Annotated in this window: 18 protein-coding genes and 1 other RNA gene; 11 read left to right on the forward strand and 8 right to left on the reverse strand. The window is 65.8% G+C overall.

Annotation, left to right across the window (positions count from 1 at the left end; all coding sequences use genetic code 11):
* Positions 1 to 106: 106 nt before the first annotated feature.
* Positions 107 to 523, forward strand: a complete 417-nt coding sequence (locus E8F06_RS19090) for a flagellar basal body-associated protein FliL (RefSeq protein WP_280370624.1) — start codon at positions 107 to 109, stop codon at positions 521 to 523.
* Here E8F06_RS19090 and E8F06_RS19095 read toward each other — a convergent pair.
* Complete coding sequence (locus E8F06_RS19095) at positions 514 to 2,358, reverse strand: diguanylate cyclase (protein ID WP_280370058.1); 1,845 nt, start codon at positions 2,356 to 2,358, stop codon at positions 514 to 516. The genes E8F06_RS19090 and E8F06_RS19095 overlap by 10 nt on opposite strands.
* A 51-nt stretch (positions 2,359 to 2,409) precedes the next feature.
* A complete protein-coding gene (locus E8F06_RS19100) occupies positions 2,410 to 2,859 on the reverse strand; it encodes an EVE domain-containing protein (protein ID WP_280370060.1) in 450 nt (149 codons plus the stop codon).
* A 205-nt stretch (positions 2,860 to 3,064) separates the two neighbouring features.
* Between E8F06_RS19100 and E8F06_RS19105 the strand changes: the two genes are divergently transcribed.
* Positions 3,065 to 3,199: a hypothetical protein gene (locus E8F06_RS19105; RefSeq protein ID WP_263399163.1), complete on the forward strand. Its 135-nt coding sequence runs from the start codon at positions 3,065 to 3,067 to the stop codon at positions 3,197 to 3,199.
* 49 nt (positions 3,200 to 3,248) lie between these two features.
* On the opposite strand, the gene E8F06_RS19110 is transcribed toward E8F06_RS19105, so the two are convergent.
* From E8F06_RS19110 to E8F06_RS19125, 4 genes are all read right to left on the reverse strand, one after another.
* On the reverse strand, positions 3,249 to 3,845 hold the full coding sequence (locus E8F06_RS19110) for a 5-formyltetrahydrofolate cyclo-ligase (protein ID WP_280370062.1): 597 nt from the start codon (positions 3,843 to 3,845) through the stop codon (positions 3,249 to 3,251).
* Positions 3,846 to 3,854: 9 nt separating this feature from the next.
* Positions 3,855 to 4,034: non-coding RNA, 6S RNA (gene ssrS / locus E8F06_RS19115), on the reverse strand.
* A 103-nt stretch (positions 4,035 to 4,137) separates the two neighbouring features.
* On the reverse strand, positions 4,138 to 4,452 hold the full coding sequence (locus tag E8F06_RS19120) for a cell division protein ZapA (RefSeq protein WP_077525606.1): 315 nt from the start codon (positions 4,450 to 4,452) through the stop codon (positions 4,138 to 4,140).
* Complete coding sequence (locus E8F06_RS19125) at positions 4,449 to 4,658, reverse strand: TIGR02449 family protein (RefSeq protein ID WP_028626819.1); 210 nt, start codon at positions 4,656 to 4,658, stop codon at positions 4,449 to 4,451. Before E8F06_RS19125 ends, E8F06_RS19120 begins: the two co-directional genes overlap by 4 nt.
* Before the next feature lie 205 nt (positions 4,659 to 4,863).
* Here E8F06_RS19125 and E8F06_RS19130 point away from each other — a divergent pair, with 205 nt between their 5' ends.
* The 9 genes from E8F06_RS19130 (at position 4,864) to gcvP (ending at position 16,757) form a co-directional block, all read left to right on the forward strand.
* Positions 4,864 to 5,418, forward strand: a complete 555-nt coding sequence (locus E8F06_RS19130; protein WP_280370064.1) for a YecA family protein — start codon at positions 4,864 to 4,866, stop codon at positions 5,416 to 5,418.
* A gap of 39 nt (positions 5,419 to 5,457) precedes the next feature.
* Complete coding sequence (gene pepP, locus E8F06_RS19135; protein WP_280370065.1) at positions 5,458 to 6,792, forward strand: Xaa-Pro aminopeptidase; 1,335 nt, start codon at positions 5,458 to 5,460, stop codon at positions 6,790 to 6,792.
* A gap of 1 nt (position 6,793) precedes the next feature.
* The gene (gene ubiH, locus E8F06_RS19140) at positions 6,794 to 7,978 is read left to right on the forward strand and encodes a 2-octaprenyl-6-methoxyphenyl hydroxylase (RefSeq protein WP_280370067.1); all 1,185 of its coding nucleotides are present in this window, start codon (positions 6,794 to 6,796) and stop codon (positions 7,976 to 7,978) included.
* Positions 7,979 to 8,029: 51 nt separating this feature from the next.
* The gene (locus E8F06_RS19145; RefSeq protein ID WP_280370626.1) at positions 8,030 to 9,244 is read left to right on the forward strand and encodes a 2-octaprenyl-3-methyl-6-methoxy-1,4-benzoquinol hydroxylase; all 1,215 of its coding nucleotides are present in this window, start codon (positions 8,030 to 8,032) and stop codon (positions 9,242 to 9,244) included.
* A 130-nt stretch (positions 9,245 to 9,374) separates the two neighbouring features.
* A complete protein-coding gene (locus E8F06_RS19150; RefSeq protein ID WP_280370069.1) occupies positions 9,375 to 10,376 on the forward strand; it encodes an extracellular solute-binding protein in 1,002 nt (333 codons plus the stop codon).
* Between the two features lie 73 nt (positions 10,377 to 10,449).
* Positions 10,450 to 12,069 carry an iron ABC transporter permease gene (locus tag E8F06_RS19155; protein ID WP_280370070.1) on the forward strand — a complete coding sequence of 540 codons (1,620 nt, stop codon included), beginning with the start codon at positions 10,450 to 10,452 and terminating at the stop codon, positions 12,067 to 12,069.
* Between the two features lie 218 nt (positions 12,070 to 12,287).
* Positions 12,288 to 13,370 (forward strand): glycine cleavage system aminomethyltransferase GcvT, encoded by a 1,083-nt coding sequence (gcvT, locus tag E8F06_RS19160; protein WP_280370072.1) that lies wholly within the window; start codon positions 12,288 to 12,290, stop codon positions 13,368 to 13,370.
* Between the two features lie 43 nt (positions 13,371 to 13,413).
* Positions 13,414 to 13,803 carry a glycine cleavage system protein GcvH gene (gene gcvH, locus E8F06_RS19165; protein WP_280370074.1) on the forward strand — a complete coding sequence of 130 codons (390 nt, stop codon included), beginning with the start codon at positions 13,414 to 13,416 and terminating at the stop codon, positions 13,801 to 13,803.
* Between the two features lie 77 nt (positions 13,804 to 13,880).
* Entirely contained in the window at positions 13,881 to 16,757 is a 2,877-nt protein-coding gene (gene gcvP / locus E8F06_RS19170; RefSeq protein WP_280370076.1) for an aminomethyl-transferring glycine dehydrogenase, read from the forward strand.
* Positions 16,758 to 16,875: 118 nt separating this feature from the next.
* On the opposite strand, the gene E8F06_RS19175 is transcribed toward gcvP, so the two are convergent.
* Complete coding sequence (locus E8F06_RS19175) at positions 16,876 to 17,184, reverse strand: DUF2388 domain-containing protein (RefSeq protein ID WP_280370078.1); 309 nt, start codon at positions 17,182 to 17,184, stop codon at positions 16,876 to 16,878.
* 157 nt (positions 17,185 to 17,341) lie between these two features.
* Entirely contained in the window at positions 17,342 to 19,648 is a 2,307-nt protein-coding gene (locus E8F06_RS19180) for a tetratricopeptide repeat protein (RefSeq protein WP_280370080.1), read from the reverse strand.
* Between the last annotated feature and the right edge of the window lie 190 nt (positions 19,649 to 19,838).

Here is a 19,838-nt window from a genome sequence, read left to right on the forward strand (position 1 = left end):
GGGCTCGGGGGGTCAATCAGCATGGCTGGGCCTGATGGAGCTGCATAAACGGGGGTCTTGGGGGCGGCCGCGCCTGTGGCTATGCTAGGCGCCATTCGTGCTGAGGATGATCCCGGTGAAAAGACTGACTGCAATGCTGCTGGCCCTGACCCTCCCCTTGCTGGCGATGGCCGAGGAGGAGACCAAGGAAGGCGAGGCGCCCAAGGTTGCCTACATCGACCTGGTGCCGTCCCTGGTGGGCAACTACGGGCCGGGCCCGCGCCTGAAGTACTACAAGGCCGACATCTCTCTGCGGGTCACCGGCCCTGAAGCGGAGGAAAAGGTCACGCGCCATGAGCCGCTGATCCGCAATCAGCTGGTGATGCTGTTCTCCCAGCAGACCGACGAAACCCTGAACTCGTCCGATTCCAAGGAAAAGCTGCGCCAGGAAGCCCTCAAGCAGGTGCAGCAGGTTTTGCACAGCGAGGAAGGCGCCCCGCTGGTGGACGACCTGCTGTTCAACAACCTGATCATTCAGCCCTGAGCCTTCTCCCACAGGCAGGTGCGATTGCGTCCTTCGCGCTTGGCCCGGTAGAGCGCGGCGTCGCTGCGTGATACCAGGCTCTCGGGCTGGTCTTCGCGGGCCGGGTCGGAGATTGCGATGCCGATGCTCAGGGTCAGTCGCCCCTCCGGGCTGGCCGGGTGCTCGATGTCCAGTTCCGCCACCTGCACCATCACTCTGTCTGCCACATGCCGCGCGCCGTCTTCAGCGGTGTTGGCGAGGATGATGGCGAACTCCTCGCCGCCGTAACGGCAGGCCACGTCGCCCTCGCGTTGCAGGCTCTGCTGCAGGGCCTGGGCGACCCGGCGCAGGGCGTCGTCACCGGCCTGGTGGCCGAGCCGGTCGTTGAATGCCTTGAAGTGATCCACATCCAGCATCAGCAGTGCCAGCGGCGCGCCGAGACGGCGCAGGCGGCGCCATTCACCATTCAGCTGGCGGTCGAAATAGCGGCGGTTGTAAAGGCCCGTCAGGCCATCCTGCTGGGACAGCCGTTGCAGACGCGCTTCAAGTTCCAGGCGTTCGCGATTGTCGCGGGAGACGCCAATCAAGTAGTCGCGGCCGTTCAGGGTCACCAACTGGGCGCTGATCTCCGCCGCCTGGAGACTGTCGTCGGCGCGGCGCATCTCGCGCTGGAAGATGCCCGAGTCGCCATCCCGGCGGGCCTGGCGCACCAACTCCAGCCAGGTGTGAAAGCCAGGTAGCAGTTGCTCCGGGTCCTCCTTCAACAAGTGACGGAAGGCATCGGCGCTGTAGCCGAGGCTGGCGTGGGTGGCCCGGTTCATATGCAGGATCTCGCGGTTGGCGAGGTCGAAGATGAACAGGCCATCCTGGCTGAAGTCGGTCAGGTCGAGGACCAGTTGCAGGCGCTCGCGGCTTTCGTTCAGGTCCTGCTCGGCATGCTCGCGCTGGCTGACTTCATCATTCAGGCGCCGATAACCATCCTGCAGGGCGCTGGCACGGCGGGCGTTCTCAAGCGCCAGGGCCAGGGCGGCGACCAGCAGCAGGCTGGTGAGCAGGCTGGCACCGAGTGCCACTTGGGGCAGGGGCGAGCTGAGCTGTTCCACCAGTTTGCGGGTGGGTGAAAGCTGCAGGGCGAAGTTGCTGTTGTTGAGCAGGTGCAGCGGGACGCGCTGGCTGAGCGAGGTCAGGCTCTCCGGCTGATCCTGCTGGTAGATGGATTGGCCCGATTCCAGTAGCTGGACGCTGAAGTCGCGGTTATCGAGGCTGGCGAGGAGCGCGTCCATCAAAGGTTCGACGCGGAAAACGCCCTGGAGGAAACCGTCGAACGTGTGGTCGCTCTGTTCATCCTTGATGTAGAGCGGGGTGTAGAGCACGAAGCCGCGGCCACCCTGGATCAGGGGAAAACTGTTGGACAGTTGCGCCTCGCCACTGGCCTTGGCCTGCATGGCGAGGTTGAAGTTGGGATGGTTGCGGGTCAGGCGGAAGCCGATCGCCGCCTCGTTGCCCTTCTCGGGTAGGACCCAGCGCATGCGAAGGTCGGCGCCCATCCACTGGATGGACTGGTAGCCGGGGAAGTGCTCCATGGCGAAGTTGGCTTCCAGGGTCCATTCGTCACGCGGAATCCGGTCCTGATGGCTCCACAGCAGGGCCATGCGGCGCAGGCCCTCGACTTCGTCCACCAGGTTGTTTTCCAGTTCGGCGGCCAGAGCACGGGCCTGGTAGCCGACGCGGTCGCGGATGCGCTCCTGCTGGGCATTTTCCATCTGTTTCCAGAGCAGCAGGCTGGTACCGCACAGCGCCAGGAAGAGCAGGGCGAGTGTCGTTCGGACCAGCCAGGCGGGATGAGAATGCGACATGGGGGCGCCCCGGGGAATTCCCCTCCGTCATAGCACAGGGCCATGTTCGACTCAACGGAGGGCGAGTACCCCGGCCCATTCTTCTTCGGTTACCGGCATTACCGACAGGCGGCTGCCTTTCTGCACCAGCGGCATGCCGGACAACACCGCCTGCTGGCGTATCTGGCCAAGGGGGATGACCTGCGGAAATGCCTCGACGAACTCCACGTCCAGGGCGCTCCAGGGGTTCTTCTCCGGGCTGGCCTTGGGGTCGTGGTAGTGGCTTTGTGGATCCAGCGCAGTGGGGTCCGGATAGACCTCCCCGGCGATCCGCGCGATGCCGGCGATGCCCGGTTCCGGGCAGCTCGAGTGATAGAAGAAGAACAGTTCGCCCGGGCGCATGGCACGCATGAAGTTGCGCGCCTGGTAGTTGCGCACGCCGTCCCAGCGCGCCTTGCCCAGGCGCTGCAGGTCGTGGATGGAAAGTTCGTCGGGTTCGGATTTCATCAGCCAGAAAGGCATGAACTTTGCTCCTGTACGTTCGTCCTTAATTGGGGCTTCCCAGCTTGGAGTCTGGCCGACAGCCGGTTGGCGTCATAAATTGCGTGTTCGCTCACGTTGCCGGAAAATGCCGCGCTTTAAGCTGCTGCCGCCGTACGGTCAAAACCAAAACAACAATTCGCCATCGGTTATCGCGCGAAGTTTGCCTGCAAGGGGGAGGCAATCGATGAAACGCAAAAAGCCAGACATCCTCTGGGTATTGGTCATCATTTTTGGCCTGGGTGTGGTTACCACCGGTTACACGCAGAGTCTGTGGGAACGCCAGAGCAGCGCGCCCATCAATCTGACCCAACAGCCCTGATCCTACCCCGACCGGCACCGCAAGGATCGCGGTGCCGCCGTCAGCCTACTCAGTACCAGCCTCTGTCCGTCACGGTCGCCTGCAGGGCCACGTCCCAGCTGGCGAGCTCCAGCCTGTCCACTTTCTGGCATTCATGCGCCAGGCCCAGCAGGGTTGGTTTGCGCCATTGGCGCCGGCGCGCCAGGTAGGCCAGGCTGCGGTCGTAGAAACCGCCGCCCATTCCCAGACGTCCGCCGAATTCATCGAAGCCCACCAGGGGCATCATGACCAGATCCAGTGCCCAGACCTTGCGTTGCTGCGCCTGATTGGCGCGCGGTTCGAGGATACGGAAGCGATTCTTCTGCAGCCGTTCGCCCGGCAGCAGGCGCTGGAACACCATTTTTTCCCGTGGCCAGGCGTTGAGCACCGGCAGGTAGGCATTCTTGCCCCGGCGCTGGGCTTCGCGCAGCAGCGGGCGGGGGTCGATCTCGCCATTGGTGGGCAAATAGAGGGCGACATGCCGGGCGCGACGGAACAGCGGATCCTGCGCGAGCTGGCGGTACAGGGCCTTGGCGGCTTGCTTCTGCTGGAGGGGGGAGAGTGCGCGACGTGCCTGGCGGAGCAGGCGGCGCAGGCTCTGGCGGGAGTGGGATCCGGCGCAGATCATGAAGAAAATAGACTCCCCGGTCGTGCCGCTGTCGGGTTAGCCCTTGAACCCGAAAGTTCAAGGTGGAGGCTGCAGGAGGCGTTAAGGCTTTCCGTCAGGCGGACATGCACACCGGCCTCAACTTGCAACCCCCGTGGTTGCATTTATCGGCTCAGGGACATCACCGACTGGCCAACACACCAGGGAGCTGGCGGCGAGTATACCCCAAGAACCATTCAGGAAACTGCTGTGCGTCGGTCCGGCTGCGTCAAAAAACGTCAAGGAGCGTCACTTTGCCGCGGCCGGGCGATGCTCAGGCCTGCTGTGCGTCCGGATCGGCGGCCAGGGCGTGGTCGACGCGCTCCAGCAGGTCACGTACCCGCTCACGGGTGGACGTGGCTTCCTGGTCCAGGCGCTGCTGCTTGTGCAACAGGTCGTGGGTAATGTTCAGCGCAGCCATCACGGCGATGCGGTCGGCGCCGATGACTTTCCCGCTGGAACGAATCTCGCGCATCTTTCCGTCCAGGTAACGGGCGGCGCTTTCCAGGTTGGCGCGCTCGTCCGCAGGACAGGCGATGCAGTATTCCTTATCGAGGATTTGGACGGTGACGGTGTTGGACTGGGTCATGAATCCTGCTCCAGGGCTTTCAGGCGCGAAATCATCGCTTCGACCTTGAGCCGGGCCATTTCGTTCTTTTCGATCAGATGAGCGCGTTCTTCACGCCAGGCCTTCTCGCTGGCAAGCAGGAGCCGGTTCTGGGCCTTGAGCTGCTCGACACGCTGGATCAGCAATTCCAGCTTGGCCGTCAGTGCATGCAGTTCGGCGTCTTCCATGGGCTGTCTACTTGGTGAGGAGTGACCGGGACTATATAGGATCGACGCGAGGAAGGGTCAAACCCATAACTGCCGGTGCGAATTGTCGCAGGTACGCAGATAGGGCGTCGTGACCGGGCGGCCAATGCTGCCTTCAGGGCGCCAGGCTGCTAGGATACGAGGCCGTCATTCTAGTGATTGCGCCCTCTGGCGCCTAGCCACCCTTATGTCCAGTTCGAATTCTCCCTACAACGCTTTCGCCGCGCTTCTGACCACCTCCGGCCAGCCGGTTTCCCCAGCCGAACTGCATGGCATGCTGCTCGGCCGCAGCTGCGCCGGTGCCGGTTTCGAGCCCGAGCCCTGGCTGGTCGACGCCGAGGAACTGCTCGGCAGCGCTCCCCAGGACAGCCTGCGCCAGGCCCTGATCGGCCTGCAGGAAATGGTCAAGAGCGAGCTGACCGGCACCGAAATGGCCGTGGTCCTGCTGCTGCCCAGCGACGACGCGCCGCTGGCCGAGCGTGCCGCCGCCCTTGGCCAGTGGTGCCAGGGCTTCCTCGGCGGCTTCGGCCTGACCGCCCGCGAGGGCGCGCTATCCGGTGAGGCCGTGGAAGTGCTCCAGGATCTCGCCTCGATCGCCCAGGTGCAGAGCGCCCTGGAAGACTCCGACGATGGCGAGAGCGACTATATGGAAGTGATGGAGTACCTGCGCGTGGCGCCCCTGCTGCTCTTCGCCGAGTGTGCCAAGCCCGCCGCGCCAGCTGCCAAACCCTCGTTGCATTGACCCTTGTGGCGGGCACCCGCCCGCCCTGAAGGAGCGCGCATGACCCGTATCCCCAAGGCCGAATACGCCCGTCGCCGCAAGGCGCTGATGGCGCAGATGGAAGCCAACAGCATCGCCATCCTGCCCGCCGCGCCCGTGCATATTCGCAATCGCGACGTCGAGCACGTCTACCGCCAGGACAGCGACTTCCAGTACCTCAGCGGCTTCCCCGAGCCGGAAGCGGTGCTGGTGCTGATTCCCGGCCGCGAGCATGGCGAGTACGTGCTGTTCTGCCGCGAGCGCGATCCGGAGCGTGAACTCTGGGACGGCCTGCGCGCCGGCCAGGACGGCGCCATCCGTGACTTTGGTGCCGACGACGCGTTCCCCATTGGCGATATCGACGACATTCTGCCGGGCCTGATCGAAGGGCGCAGCCGCGTCTACTACTCCATCGGCACCAACACCGAGTTCGATCAGCACCTGATGGAGTGGGTCAATACCATCCGCTCCAAGGCCCGCCAGGGTGCCCAGCCGCCGAAGGAATTCGTCGCGCTCGATCACCTGCTGCACGACATGCGCCTGTACAAGTCGGCGGCGGAAGTGAAGGTCATGCGTGAGGCCGCCGAGGTGTCCGCCCGTGCCCACGTGCGCGCCATGCAGGCCTCCCGTGCAGGTCTGTACGAGTACCACCTGGAAGCCGAGCTGGAATATGAATTCCGCAAGGGCGGCGCGAAGATGCCGGCCTACGGCTCCATCGTCGCCGCCGGCAAGAACGCCTGCATCCTGCACTACCGCGAGAACGATGCGCCCCTGAAGGACGGCGACTTGGTGCTGATCGACGCCGCCTGCGAGCTCGACTGCTACGCCAGCGACATCACCCGCACCTTCCCGGTCAGCGGCCGCTTCAGCCCCGAGCAGAAGGCCATCTACGAGCTGGTGCTGAAATCCCAGGAAGCCGCCTTCCTTGAAATCGCCCCCGGCAAGCACTGGAACGAAGCCCATGAAGCCACCGTGCGGGTCATCACCGCCGGACTGGTGGAGCTGGGCCTGCTCAAGGGCGATGTCGATGAACTGATCGCCTCCGAAGCCTACAAGGCCTTCTATATGCACCGAGCCGGCCACTGGCTGGGCATGGATGTGCACGATGTCGGCGAATACAAGGTCGGCGGCGAGTGGCGCGTGCTGGAGCCCGGCATGTCGATGACCGTCGAGCCCGGCATCTATATCGGCGCCGACAACCAGGACGTGGCGAAGAAGTGGCGCGGCATTGGCGTGCGCATCGAGGACGACGTGGTGGTGACCAAGACCGGCTGCGAAATCCTCACCGGCGGCGTGCCCAAGACCGTGGACGAAATCGAGGCGCTGATGGCCGCTGCGCGCAGCCAGGCCGCCTGACATGCACCACAGCCAAGTCGCAATCATCGGCGGCGGACTGGTCGGTGCCAGCCTCGCCCTGGCGCTGCAGGAAGGCGCCCGGGCGCGGGGCTGGAAGATCGTCCTGATCGAACCATTCGCCCCCGGCAACAGCTTCCAGCCCAGTTACGATGCCCGTTCCTCCGCGCTGTCCTTTGGCAGCCGGCAGATCTACGAGCGCCATGGTCTCTGGCAGACCATCGCCCAGCGCGCTGAACCCATCCTGCAGATCCACGTCTCCGACCGCGGACGCTTCGGCGCCGCCCGCCTGGCCGCACTTGAAGAAGGCGTTCCGGCACTCGGCTACGTGGTCGAGAACGCGTGGCTTGGCCAATGCCTCTGGCAGGCCCTGGACGAGGACGTGGTGACCTGGCACTGCCCGGCCGAAGTGGTCGGCATGCAGGCCCTGGAGGGCGGATACCGCCTGACCCTGAACGACGAAACCCAGCTCGACTGCGACCTCGCCGTGCTCGCCGATGGCGGCCGTTCCGGCCTGCGCGAACAACTGGGCATCGGCGTGCGCCGCTCCCCTTACCAGCAGACCGCGCTGATCGCCAACGTCAGCCCGCTGGAAGCCCACCGTGGCCAGGCCTTCGAACGCTTCACCGATGACGGTCCGATGGCCCTGCTGCCGCTTCCGGAAAATCGCTGTGCGCTGATCTGGAGCCGCCCCGGTGACGACGCCGAGCGCCTGGCTCGACTGGACGAACGGCGCTTCCTCGATGAACTGCAGGCAACCTTCGGCTATCGCCTGGGAGCGTTCCAGCAGGTCGGCGCGCGCCACCTCTATCCGCTGGAACTGGTGGAAGCCGAAGAGCAGGTGCGCTCCAACCTCGTGGTGCTGGGCAACGCCGCCCACAGCCTGCACCCCATCGCCGGCCAGGGCTACAACCTGTCGCTGCGCGACGCCCAGGCCCTGGCCGAGGCGCTGCTGGCCAGCGACCAGACGCCGGGCGACTTCGCCACCCTGCAGGGCTACCTGCAGCGCCAGCGCCTGGACCAGAACCTCACGGTGGGCTTCTCCGATCAGGTGACCCGCCTCTTCTCCAACGCCGAGCCGCTGCTGGCCGCCGGACGCAACCTGGGCCTGCTCGGCCTCGACCTGCTGCCGCCGGCCAAACGCTGGTTCGCCCGCCAGGCCATGGGCCTGGGCACTCGCCCGGATTGACCGGGTGTGCCTCGAACGGACACACAGGGAGCCTCAAGGCCTGATATGGAATTGCGCGCGGATCTGATCATCGTGGGCGCCGGCATGGTCGGCAGTGCACTGGCCCTGGCGCTGAAGGACAGTGGCCTGGACATCCTGCTGATCGACGGCAGTCCGCTCAGCGTCAAGCCATTCGACCCGGCCGCGGCCTTCGAACCGCGCGTCAGCGCCCTGTCCGCCGCCAGTCAGCGCATCCTCCTGCGCCTGGGCGCCTGGCCGGGCGTGCTCGCGCGGCGCAGCAGCCCGTATTCCGAAATGCGTGTCTGGGACGGCTCCGGTACCGGGCAGATTCACTTCTCCGCCTCCAGCGTGCATGCCGAGGTGCTGGGCCACATCGTCGAGAACCGAGTGGTCCAGGACGCGCTGATGGAACCCCTGCACGACAGCGGTATCGGCCTGATGCCCGGTGCGCGCCTGGAACGCCTGCGCCGCTCCGGTGACGACTGGCTGCTGACCCTGGTGGACGGCCGCGAACTGCGCGCGCCCCTGGTAGTCGCCGCCGACGGTGCCAACTCTGCGGTGCGCCGCCTGGCCGGTTGCGCCACCCGCGAGTGGGATTACCTGCACCACGCCATCGTTACCAGCGTGCGCTGTGCCGAACCGCACCAGCGCACCGCCTGGCAGCGTTTCACCGATGACGGTCCGCTGGCCTTCCTGCCCCTGGAACGGGATGACGAGCACTGGTGCTCCATCGTCTGGTCGGTCACCCCGACCGAGGCCGAGCGCCTGATGGCCCTGGACGATGCCGCCTTCTGCAACGAACTCGGCCGGGCATTCGAATGGCGCCTGGGCGAAGTACTCGGCGCCGACCCGCGCCTGTGCATCCCGCTGCGCCAGCGCCATGCCAAGCGCTATGTGGAAGAGGGCCTGGCCCTGATCGGCGATGCCGCTCACACCATCCATCCGCTGGCAGGGCAGGGGGTCAACCTCGGCTTCCTCGATGCAGCGGTGCTGGCCGAAGTCCTGCTGCATGCCAATGGCCGTGGTGAGCGCCTGGCTGACGAGCGTGTGCTGGGCCGCTTCGAGCGTCGGCGCATGCCCCACAACCTGGCGATGATGGCGGCAATGGAAGGTTTCGAGCGGTTGTTCCAGGCCAATCCGCTGCCCCTGCGCTGGCTGCGCAACAGCGGCCTGAAATGGGTCGACGGCATGCCTGAGGCCAAGGCGCTTTTTGTGCGTCAGGCGCTGGGGCTTTCCGGGGACCTGCCGGATCTGGCACGCGCCTGAGCAAGCTCAATCCCGCTCCATGGCGGAGCGGGATACATGTCGAAACATTCCCCGGGAAAAATCTAGCTACAGCTCTCAACTGAGGTTGACTATCATTCAGCCTTTGTTGTCATCACAAGAGGCTTCTGCAATGCGGGTACGTAAGTCCCTTTTCGCGCTCCTGGCGCTGTCCGCCGCCGCTGTTTCGGCCCAGGCCGCCGATGAAGTGGTGGTCTACTCCTCGCGAATCGACGAGCTGATCAAGCCGGTGTTCGATGCTTACACCGCCAAGACCGGCGTGCAGATCAAGTTCATCACCGACAAGGAAGCTCCGCTGATGCAGCGGATCAAGGCCGAAGGGGAGAACGGCGTAGCCGACCTGCTACTCACCGTCGACGCCGGCAACCTGTGGCAAGCCGAACAGATGGGCATCCTGCAACCCTTCACCTCGCCGGTGATCGACAGCAATATCCCGCCCCAGTACCGCTCCGGCACCCACGCCTGGACTGGCCTCTCGCTGCGCGCGCGGACCATCGTCTACTCCACCGAGCGGGTGAAGCCGGAAGAGCTGTCCACTTACGAGGCGCTGGCCGACAAGAACTGGGAAGGCCGCCTCTGCCTGCGTACCGCGAAGAAGGTCTACAACCAGTCGCTGACCGCCACCCTGATCGAAACCCATGGTGCGGCCAAGACCGAGGAAATCCTCCAGGGCTGGGTGAACAACCTGGCCACCGACGTGTTCGCCGACGATAACGCCGTGATCCAGGCGGTGGATGCCGGCCAGTGCGACGTCGGCATCGTCAACACCTACTACTACGGCCGCCTGCACAAGGAAAACCCGGAGCTACGGGTGAAGATCTTCTGGCCGAACCAGGCTGACCGCGGTGTGCACGTCAACCTGTCGGGCGTCGGCCTGACCAAGCACGCGCCGCACCCCGAGGCCGCCAAGGCCCTGGTGGAGTGGATGACCACCGACGAGGCGCAGAGCCTGTTCGCCGGCATCAACCAGGAGTTCCCGGCCAACCCGAAGGTCAAGCCGTCGGATGAAGTCGCCGCCTGGGGCAGTTTCAAGGCCGACACCATCCCGGTGGAAGTGGCCGGCAAGCGCCAGGCCGAGGCCATCAAGATGATGGACCGCGTCGGCTGGAACTGATCCGCCGCACTGCCGCTATACTCGACGCCCCGGCCAGTCCGGGGCGTCCTGTTTCGATCCCCGAGAGGTTTGCGTGGCCCATCCCGCCCAGCGTCGCTGGTATCCCATCAGCTTTGCCGTCGCCTTCCTGGTTCTGCTGCCCCTGAGCGTTCTGCTGCTGTCCTGGGGGGAAGTGGATGGGGAAATCTGGTCCCACCTCTGGGAAACCCAGATGCCGCGCCTGCTGGGCAATACCCTGGTGCTGGTCACCGGCGTGTCGGTTGGCGTGACCGTGATTGGCGTCAGCCTGGCCTGGCTTACCAGCCTCTGCGAATTCCCCGGCCGGCGCTGGCTGGATTGGGCGCTCATGCTGCCCTTCGCCGTGCCGGCCTATGTGCTGGCCTTTGTGTTCATTGGCCTGTTCGATTTCTCCGGCCCGGTGCAGACCCTGCTCCGCGAGTGGTTCGGCAGCGGCTTGCGGTTGCCGCGAGTGCGCTCGACAGGCGGGGTGATCACGGTGCTGGTGCTGGTTTTCTATCCCTACGTCTACCTGCTGGCCCGCGCCGCCTTCCTGGCTCAGGGCAAGGGGCTGATGGAAGCCGCCCGGGTTCTCGGACAATCGCCCTGGCAGGCGTTCTGGCGGGTCGCCCTGCCCATGGCGCGACCGGCCATTGGCGCCGGCCTGGCCTTGGCGGTCATGGAAACCCTGGCGGACTTCGGCGCCGTGGCGGTGTTCAACTTCGACACCTTCACCACCGCCATCTACAAGACCTGGTACGGCTTCTTCAGCCTCTCCAGCGCCGCCCAGCTGGCCAGCCTGCTGCTGCTTGGCGTCTGCCTGGTGCTCTATGGCGAGCGCCGCGCCCGTGGCGCCAGCCGCCCGGCCAGCGAGCGGCCCCGCGGCAAGGCGCTTTACCACTTGCACGGGATCAAGGCCCTGGCGGCGACCTTCTGGTGCTCCCTGGTGTTCGCCTGTGCCTTTGTCATCCCAATGCTGCAGTTGCTGGTGTGGTTCTGGCAGCGTGGCCGCTTCGACCTCGACGAGCGCTATGCCGGCTTGATCCTGCACACCCTCTACCTCGGCGGCATGGCTGCGCTGCTCACCGTCTGTGTGGCGCTGCTGCTGGCCTTCTCCCGCCGCCTGGCGCCGGCCCGGCCGGTGCGCGCCGCAGTCGGCCTGGCCAATCTCGGCTATGCGCTGCCGGGTTCGGTGCTGGCGGTGTCTCTCATGCTTGCCTTCAGCTACCTCGATAAGCATCTGGTGATCCCGCTGTCCGGCTGGCTCGGCGGTGCCGGCAAGCCGCTGCTGCTGGGCAGCCTCGGCGCGCTGCTGCTGGCCTACCTGGTGCGCTTCATGGCGGTGGCCTACGGCCCGCTGGAGAACGGTCTGGCGCGCATCCGCCCGTCGCTGCCGGAGGCTTCCCGCAGCCTTGGTGTCGGCGGCCCGGCGCTGTTCTTCCGCGTCTACCTGCCGCTGCTGGTGCCGGGCACCCTGAGCGCCGCGCTGTTGGTGTTCGTCGACGTCCTCAAGGAAATGCCCGCCACCCTGCTGATGCGTCCCTTCGGCTGGGACACCCTGGCCGTGCGCATCTTCGAAATGACCAGCGAAGGGGAATGGGCCCGCGCCGCATTGCCCGCCCTGACTCTGGTGCTGGTCGGCCTGCTGCCGGTGATCGGCTTGATACGCCGTTCGGCACGACGGATCGGCCACTGAACGCGGTGGGACAAGGGTCGGCCAGTCCGGAGCGGGCAGGACGCGATGGCAATTTGCTAATACGCGACCACACTTTTTGCTGACTGCCAGCCGGAGTGTCCAGTGCCCGACCTTGCGGCTACAATGCGCGCCATTCGTTGCGGCCCCCCAGCTGCGGCAGCGGATGATCCCGCGCCCAAGGCCCGCCGCATCCTCGCCAAGCCCGGAAGGAGAAACCCATGGGACAGCGCACTCCATTGCACGACCAGCACCTGGCGCTGGGAGCCAAGATGGTCGATTTCGGCGGCTGGGACATGCCGCTGCACTACGGCTCCCAGGTTGAGGAGCATCACCAGGTGCGTCGCGATTGCGGCGTCTTCGATGTCTCCCACATGACGGTGGTGGACGTGTCCGGTGCCCAGGCCAAGGCTTGGCTCCAGTACCTGCTGGCCAACGATGTCGAGCGCCTGCAAACCTCCGGCAAGGCTCTCTACAGTGCCATGCTCAATGAGCAGGGCGGGGTGATCGACGACCTGATCGTCTACCTCACCGGCTTCGGCTATCGCCTGGTGGTCAACGCCGCCACCCGCGACAAGGACCTGGCCTGGATGCAGGCCAGCAGCCAGGGTTTCGACGTCAAGCTCGACGAACGTGCTGACCTCGCCGTGCTGGCCATCCAGGGCCCCAGCGCCCGCACCAAGGTGGCCGAGCTGGTGAGCACCGAGCGCGCGGCGCTGATCCACGAACTGAAACCTTTCCAGGGCCTGCCTGAAGGCGACTGGTTCGTCGCCCGCACCGGTTACACCGGCGAAGACGGCCTGGAAATCATGCTCCCCGCCGATCAGGCCGCCAGCTTCTTCAACGAACTGGTGGGCGCCGGCATCGCCCCCATTGGCCTCGGTGCCCGCGACACCCTGCGCCTGGAGGCCGGCATGAACCTCTACGGCCAGGACATGAGCGAAGAGGCCTCTCCGCTGGTGTCCAACATGGCCTGGACCGTTGCCTGGGAACCCGAATCCCGTGACTTCATCGGCCGTCAGGCCCTCGAAGCAGAACGCGCCGCCGGCGTGGCCAGCAAGCTGGTCGGCCTGGTGCTGGAAGAGCGCGGTGTGCTGCGTGCCCACCAGGTGGTACGGGTAGAGGGCGTGGGCGAGGGCGAGATCACCAGCGGCAGCTTCTCCCCGACCCTGAACAAATCCATCGCCATGGCGCGGCTGCCGATGGCCGCCGGCGAGCGTGCCGAAGTGGAAATCCGCGGCAAGTGGTTCCCGGTACGCATCGTGCGACCGAACTTCGTGCGCAATGGCAAAGCCTTGATCTAAATTTGCAGGCGGGCCATCCGCCACAGTCTCTGAGGAATTCGACATGAGCAACATCCCCGCTGAACTGCGTTACGCCCCCAGCCACGAGTGGGCCCGTCTGGAAGCCGATGGCAGCGTTACCGTGGGCATCACCGACCATGCCCAGGAAGCCCTGGGCGACGTGGTATTCGTCGAGCTGCCGGAAGTCGGCAAGACCCTGGCCGCTGGTCAGGAAGCTGGCGTGGTGGAATCGGTGAAGGCCGCTTCCGACATCTACGCGCCGATCGGCGGTGAAGTGATCGCCGTGAACGAAGGCGTCAGCGATGCCCCCGAGAGCGTCAACAGCGATCCGTACGGCTCCTGGTTCTTCAAGCTCAAGCCGAGCAACGTCGCCGAGCTGGACAAACTGCTCGATGCCGCCGCCTACAAGGCAGCCGCCGACGCCGATAGCTGATTCACCCGCTATCCTTCAAAAAGCCTCGCTAGTCGAGGCTTTTTGTTTTTTGATGCGGCCAAACGAGGTTCTGTCCCATGTCCCAGATGCCCTCGCTGTCCCAGCTCCAACAGCCCGATGCCTTCCTCCGTCGCCATCTGGGGCCGGACGAAGCGGAGCAGCGGGCCATGCTTGAGGCCATGGGCCTCGACAGCCTCGATGAGCTGATCGTGCAGACGGTGCCGCCGGCGATCCGCCTCAATCGGCCCCTCGATCTGCCTCCGGCGCTGGACGAACAACAGGCCCTGGCCAAGCTGCGTGGCTATGCCGACCAGAACCAGCTGTGGACCAGCCTGATCGGCATGGGCTACTACGGCACCATCACTCCCACGGTTATCTTGCGCAACGTGCTGGAAAACCCCGGCTGGTACACCGCCTACACCCCCTATCAGCCGGAAATTGCCCAGGGCCGGCTGGAGGCGCTGCTGAACTTCCAGCAACTGACCATCGACCTCACTGGTCTCGACCTCGCCAGTGCGTCCCTGCTCGATGAAGCCACCGCCGCCGCCGAAGCCATGGCGCTCGCCAAGCGCGTGGCGAAGTCGAAGAGCAACCTGTTCTTCGTCGACGAGGACTGCCACCCGCAGACCATTTCCGTGGTGCAGACCCGCGCCCAGGCCTTTGGCTTCGACCTGGTGGTGGACCATGTGGATAACCTGGCGCAGCACCAGGTATTCGGCGCGCTGCTGCAGTACCCGGATACCCATGGCGAGATCCGCGACCTGCGCCCGCTCATCGCGCACCTGCATGGCCAGCAGGCGCTGGCCTGCGTCGGTGCCGACCTGCTCAGCTTGCTGGTGCTCACCCCGCCCGGCGAGCTGGGGGCGGACGTGGTATTCGGCTCGGCCCAGCGCTTCGGCGTACCCATGGGCTACGGCGGCCCACACGCGGCCTTCTTCGCCACCCGTGACGACTTCAAGCGCGCCATGCCCGGGCGGATCATCGGCGTCTCCAAGGACGCCCGCGGCAACGTCGCCCTGCGCATGGCGCTGCAGACCCGCGAGCAGCACATCCGCCGCGAGAAGGCCAACTCGAACATCTGCACGGCCCAGGTGCTGCTGGCCAATATCGCCAGCTGCTACGCCGTCTACCACGGCCCCGAGGGGCTGAAACGCATCGCCCAGTGGGTCCACCGGCTGACCGCGATCCTTGCCGAAGGCCTGGCGCGCCGGGGCGTCCAGCGCGACAACCAGTACTACTTCGATACCCTGACCCTGGATGTCGGCGGCAGCCAGACGGCGATCATCGAGTCGGCCAAGGCCGCGCGCGTCAACCTGCGCATCCTCGGTCGCGGCAAGCTGGGGGTCAGCCTCGACGAAACCTGCACGGCGGAAACCGTGAATCAGCTGTTCAGCATCTTCCTCGGCGCCGACCACGGCCTGTCCGTTGACGAGCTGGACCAGGCGGTACTGGTTCCCGGGATTCCGGCGGAGCTGTCGCGCAGCAGCGGTTATCTCGATCACCCGGTGTTCAACGCCCACCACAGCGAAACCGAGATGCTGCGCTACCTCAAACAGCTGGAGAACAAGGACCTGGCGCTGAACCAGGCGATGATCCCGCTGGGCTCCTGCACCATGAAGCTCAACGCCACCAGCGAGATGATCCCCATCACCTGGCCGGAGTTCGCCAACCTGCACCCCTTCGCGCCCCGCGCGCAGGCCCTCGGCTACAGACTGATGATCGACGAGCTGGAAGCCTGGTTATGCGCCATCACCGGATTCGACGCCATCTGCATGCAGCCCAACTCCGGCGCCCAGGGCGAGTACGCCGGGTTGCTCGCCATCCGCCGCTACCACGAGAGCCGCGGCGAGGGGCATCGCAACATCTGCCTGATTCCCGCCTCGGCCCACGGCACCAACCCGGCCTCGGCGCAGATGGCGAGCATGCGGGTGGTGATCGTCGAGTGCGACCAGGAAGGCAACGTCGACCTGGAAGACCTCAAGCGCAAGGCCGAGGACGCCGGTGGCCAGCTGTCCTGCCTGATGGCCACCTATCCCTCGACCCACGGTGTGTACGAAGAGGGCATCCGCGAGATCTGCGAGGTTATCCACAGCCACGGCGGCCAGGTGTACATGGATGGCGCCAACCTCAACGCCCAGGTGGGCTTGGCGCGTCCGGCGGATATCGGCGCCGACGTCTCGCACATGAACCTGCACAAGACCTTCTGCATTCCCCACGGCGGCGGCGGGCCGGGCATGGGGCCGATCGGCGTGCGCGCGCACCTGGCGCCCTTCGTCGCCAACCACCCGGTGATCGAGCTGAAGGGGCCGAACCCGGAGAATGGCGCGGTCAGCGCGGCGCCCTGGGGGAGCGCGAGCATCCTGCCGATCAGCTGGATGTACATCGCCATGATGGGGCCGGAACTGGCCGATGCCACCGAAGTGGCGATCCTCAATGCGAACTACCTGGCCCGGCAGCTCGGCGACGCCTACCCGGTGCTCTACAGCGGGCGCAACGGCCGGGTGGCCCATGAATGCATCCTCGACCTGCGGCCGCTCAAGGCGGAAACCGGGATCACCGAGGAGGATGTGGCCAAGCGCTTGATGGACTACGGCTTCCATGCACCGACCATGAGCTTCCCGGTGCCGGGCACCCTGATGGTCGAGCCCACGGAAAGCGAAAACAAACACGAGCTGGACCGTTTCATCGAGGCGATGCTGAGCATTCGCGCGGAGATCGCCAAGGTACAGGCGGGCGACTGGCCGGCCGAGGACAACCCGCTCAAGCGTGCGCCCCACACCCTGGCTGATGTCATCGGCCACTGGGAGCGGCCCTACAGCATCGAGGAAGCCGTCACCCCGACCGGCCACACCCGCGCCCACAAGTACTGGCCGACGGTGAACCGGGTGGACAATGTCTTCGGCGACCGCAACCTGTTCTGCGCTTGCGTGCCGATCGAGGACTATCGGGAGTAGGGGGTAGGAGCGAGCTTGCTCGCGAAACACCACCATTCGCCAGCAAGCTGGCTCCTACATCTGGGCCTTGCCTATCCCTGTGGGAGCGAGCTTGCTCGCGAAAGACCCGCGCGAAGCTTCACTCCTCGGTGGTGAGGATCGCGTTGGCCAGTTCGGCGTCGCTGGCTTTGAGGTCGGGGTGTTCGCTGCGAATGCGCTGCAGTGCGGCCTCCAGGTAAGGGCCGCGGATTTCCCCGCCGCTGGCGACGTAGCTGCTGGCGTCGTCGCGGGCCGCGACTATCAGCTTGTCGTCCTTGAAGGTGAGGTAGGTGGAAGCGGTCGTGGCGCCGGACGAAATGATGTCTCGCCAGAAATCGCTGTCTGCCATGGCTGAACCGAAAGGCACGGCGATCAGGGCGAAGGCGGCTGCATAGAGGCGGGTGCGCATAGGCTGTTACTCCGTTCTCGGGTGGGCCTGAAACATCAGATTCGGCCGCCAGTGACGTAGTTCAACCTCGCTGCCCACCGGTCACGGGGACGGGTAGGGTACGCCGCGCGCACCAGCGTCAGGCGGCGCAAGGATCGTTCCCAGGGACGAGCTCCGACTACTCCCGCCTCAGCGCCGGGTCGTCCGGGTTCTGCTGCTCCAGTTCCGCCAGCAGCGCCTGGACCTTCTGGATCTGCCCGGCTTCGCGCCAGTAGTTGATCAGTGCCAGGCGCGCCTCGCGGTTGGCGGCGTCGTGTTCCAGCAGTTCCTCCAGTCGATGGCAGGCCGTCTCCAACTGGCCGCTGTCGTGCAGGGCCACGGCGTAGACGTAGTCGTACTGGCTGTTCTGCGGCTCCAGGCGGACGGCTTCGGCAAAGGCCTTGAGCGCCGCCGGCAGATCGCCCTTGCGCACCAGCATCAGCCCGTTGGCGTGCTGCAGCAGGGCGGACTGGGGATGTTCCTTGAGACCCCGGTCGAGCAGGGCTCGGCCTTCCTCCCAACGGAAGTTGCCATCCAGCCATTGCACCAGGGCGACCAGGGCTGGCAGGAATTCCGGATCACGCTGCAGCGCTGTGCGCAGGCGCGACTCCACGGCGTCGCTGCGCCCGTTGGCTTGATAGAGCATTGCCAGGTTGAGGTTGGCCTCGGCGCGCTCCTGCAGGTTGAGTTGCACGGCCTCGTATTCGGCGATGGCCTTGTCCCAGGCTTTCTCGTAATTGCCTAGGCCTGTGACGCGCAGCCCCAGCAGCTCATAGGCGGCGGTGATGCGTACGCCACGCACCGGGTCGGTGAGCAGCGGTGCCAGCAGATTGCGGCGCTGCTCCGGCGGCACCAGGGCCGCAACCGCACGGATCGCCGCCAGGCGCACTTGCGGTGCGGGGTGGGTCAAGTCCCGTGCGGCGGCCTTGAGCGCCCGTTCGCTGGGATAGGTCGGCAGCTCCGCCAGCAGGGTGGCGCGGCGAATGGCCGGCAGCTCGCGGACTTCCAGTTGCTGGTAGAGCGCCCGAGAGGCGCCCGGACGGCCATTGCGAATCAGCCACAGGCTTTCGTCATAGCGGGGCCCGTCGGCCTTGGCTTCGCCGTACCAGAGGCGGAACTGCTCGGCGACCGTGTCACCCGGCTTGTCGCGGTGGCAGCCGAGGCAGGCATCCGAGGTACCCAGGCGCAGGGCGCGCGGCGGGTTGGGCAGGGTGAAGCCGTGGTCGTGGCGATAGTCGTTGACCATGAACAGCTTGCCCGGCATGTGGCAATCCACGCATTGCGAGCCGGCCCGTCCCTGGGCGTGATGGTGATGCTCGGGGCTGTCGTAGTTCTTCGCCTTCAGCCCCTTGCCGTCGATCCCCGCGACGCCGGTCTTGCCCGCCGGGTTGTGGCACTGCAGGCAGAGGCCGTTGCCCGTCACCTTGAGCGCCGTGCTGTGAGGGTTGTGGCAGGTGCTGCAACGCAGGCCCTTGGCAAACATCCGGCTCTGGGCGAAGGATCCGTACTCGAACACCTCGTCCTTGATCTTGCCGTCCAGTTCGTAGAGTTCACGGGTCAGCGCGCTGGGCAGGTAGTCGTCCATCAGGCGGCTTTCCTGGTGGTAGCCGTCGTCCAGCGGTGCGCGGCGCGAATGGCAGCGGGCGCAAGTTTCCACGGCCTTGATCTTGTTGGTTCGGCCAAGGTCGATGGCGAAGCCGGCGTTCGCCGCATCGAGCTTCTTCGCCGCCCAGTCGAGATGGCGGGAGGCCGGGCCATGGCAGGCCTGGCAGCCGACGCCCAGGCTGTTCCACTGGCTGGAGAAGCGATCAGCGACCGGGTCGTAGTTACGTTTGAAGCCCGTGGTGTGGCATTCCACGCACATGAAGTTGGCGTTCTGCTGTGGGCGGCTCCAGTGCAGGGGATTCCGGAAGTCCGCGCCCTGTCCGGGGTAGAGGTGGAACCAGGCGCGCTTGTCCACGTCCCAGGCCACGCCAAGGGCTTGCAGGCGTCCGCCCGGAACCTCGATCAGGTACTGCTGCAGCGGCGCAACGCCAAAGGCGTAGGCAACGCGGAAATCGGCTGGGTTACCGTCGGCGCCGGGGGTGTTGACCCAGAAGCCGCCGTCCTTGCGAAAGAAGCGGGTCGTCTCGCCTTCGCCCTGGAAGGTGATGTCATTGAAGTCGCCCAGCACGCTGGCGTCGGTGGCTTCCTGCATCGCCAGTTGGTGGTGGCTGCCCCGCCAGTCGTTCGCCTGCTGGGCATGGCAACCGGCGCACTGGCCTTCGTCCACCATGCTCGCGGACTGGATACCAGCTTGGGATGGGAGCTTGCCCGGCAGGGCACCGCTGCCGCCCTTGAGGTACAGCCAGACACCCAGTCCGATCAACAGCAGCAGGGCTGCCAGGACCGGATAGACAGGGCGCCGGACAGACTTGGGTGGGGCGATCTTGTGGTGCTTCGACATGCAGACATCCGCTGTACAGGCAAGCGTGCTTCACGGGCGTGCAGGTTCGATGAATGCCCCGGAGGCCGTCAAGGCTGCATGTCGATCCCGCTCAGCGATAGCGGACGCAGGTGCTGGGTGGCTGACATTTCGATACGCCCTTCGCGATCGCCAGGTTCGGCCTTGCAAGCCTAGCTGGCGATCAGCGGCG

The organism is Pseudomonas sp. BN411 (assembly GCF_029871235.1).
In the GTDB taxonomy this organism is placed as follows: Bacteria; Pseudomonadota; Gammaproteobacteria; order Pseudomonadales; family Pseudomonadaceae; genus Metapseudomonas.

Coding starts and splice junctions, on each gene's coding strand:
- E8F06_RS19095 (WP_280370058.1), bottom strand. CDS start 2,358: ATGTCGCATTCTCATCCCGCCTGGCTGGTCCGAACGACACTCGCCCTG.
- E8F06_RS19110 (WP_280370062.1), bottom strand. CDS start 3,845: ATGATCTGCGCCGGATCCCACTCCCGCCAGAGCCTGCGCCGCCTGCTC.
- E8F06_RS19120 (WP_077525606.1), bottom strand. CDS start 4,452: ATGACCCAGTCCAACACCGTCACCGTCCAAATCCTCGATAAGGAATAC.
- gcvH (WP_280370074.1), top strand. CDS start 13,414: ATGAGCAACATCCCCGCTGAACTGCGTTACGCCCCCAGCCACGAGTGG.
- gcvT (WP_280370072.1), top strand. CDS start 12,288: ATGGGACAGCGCACTCCATTGCACGACCAGCACCTGGCGCTGGGAGCC.
- E8F06_RS19090 (WP_280370624.1), top strand. CDS start 107: ATGATCCCGGTGAAAAGACTGACTGCAATGCTGCTGGCCCTGACCCTC.
- pepP (WP_280370065.1), top strand. CDS start 5,458: ATGACCCGTATCCCCAAGGCCGAATACGCCCGTCGCCGCAAGGCGCTG.
- E8F06_RS19105 (WP_263399163.1), top strand. CDS start 3,065: ATGAAACGCAAAAAGCCAGACATCCTCTGGGTATTGGTCATCATTTTT.
- E8F06_RS19100 (WP_280370060.1), bottom strand. CDS start 2,859: ATGCCTTTCTGGCTGATGAAATCCGAACCCGACGAACTTTCCATCCAC.
- gcvP (WP_280370076.1), top strand. CDS start 13,881: ATGTCCCAGATGCCCTCGCTGTCCCAGCTCCAACAGCCCGATGCCTTC.
- ubiH (WP_280370067.1), top strand. CDS start 6,794: ATGCACCACAGCCAAGTCGCAATCATCGGCGGCGGACTGGTCGGTGCC.
- E8F06_RS19125 (WP_028626819.1), bottom strand. CDS start 4,658: ATGGAAGACGCCGAACTGCATGCACTGACGGCCAAGCTGGAATTGCTG.
- E8F06_RS19150 (WP_280370069.1), top strand. CDS start 9,375: ATGCGGGTACGTAAGTCCCTTTTCGCGCTCCTGGCGCTGTCCGCCGCC.
- E8F06_RS19180 (WP_280370080.1), bottom strand. CDS start 19,648: ATGTCGAAGCACCACAAGATCGCCCCACCCAAGTCTGTCCGGCGCCCT.
- E8F06_RS19175 (WP_280370078.1), bottom strand. CDS start 17,184: ATGCGCACCCGCCTCTATGCAGCCGCCTTCGCCCTGATCGCCGTGCCT.
- E8F06_RS19130 (WP_280370064.1), top strand. CDS start 4,864: ATGTCCAGTTCGAATTCTCCCTACAACGCTTTCGCCGCGCTTCTGACC.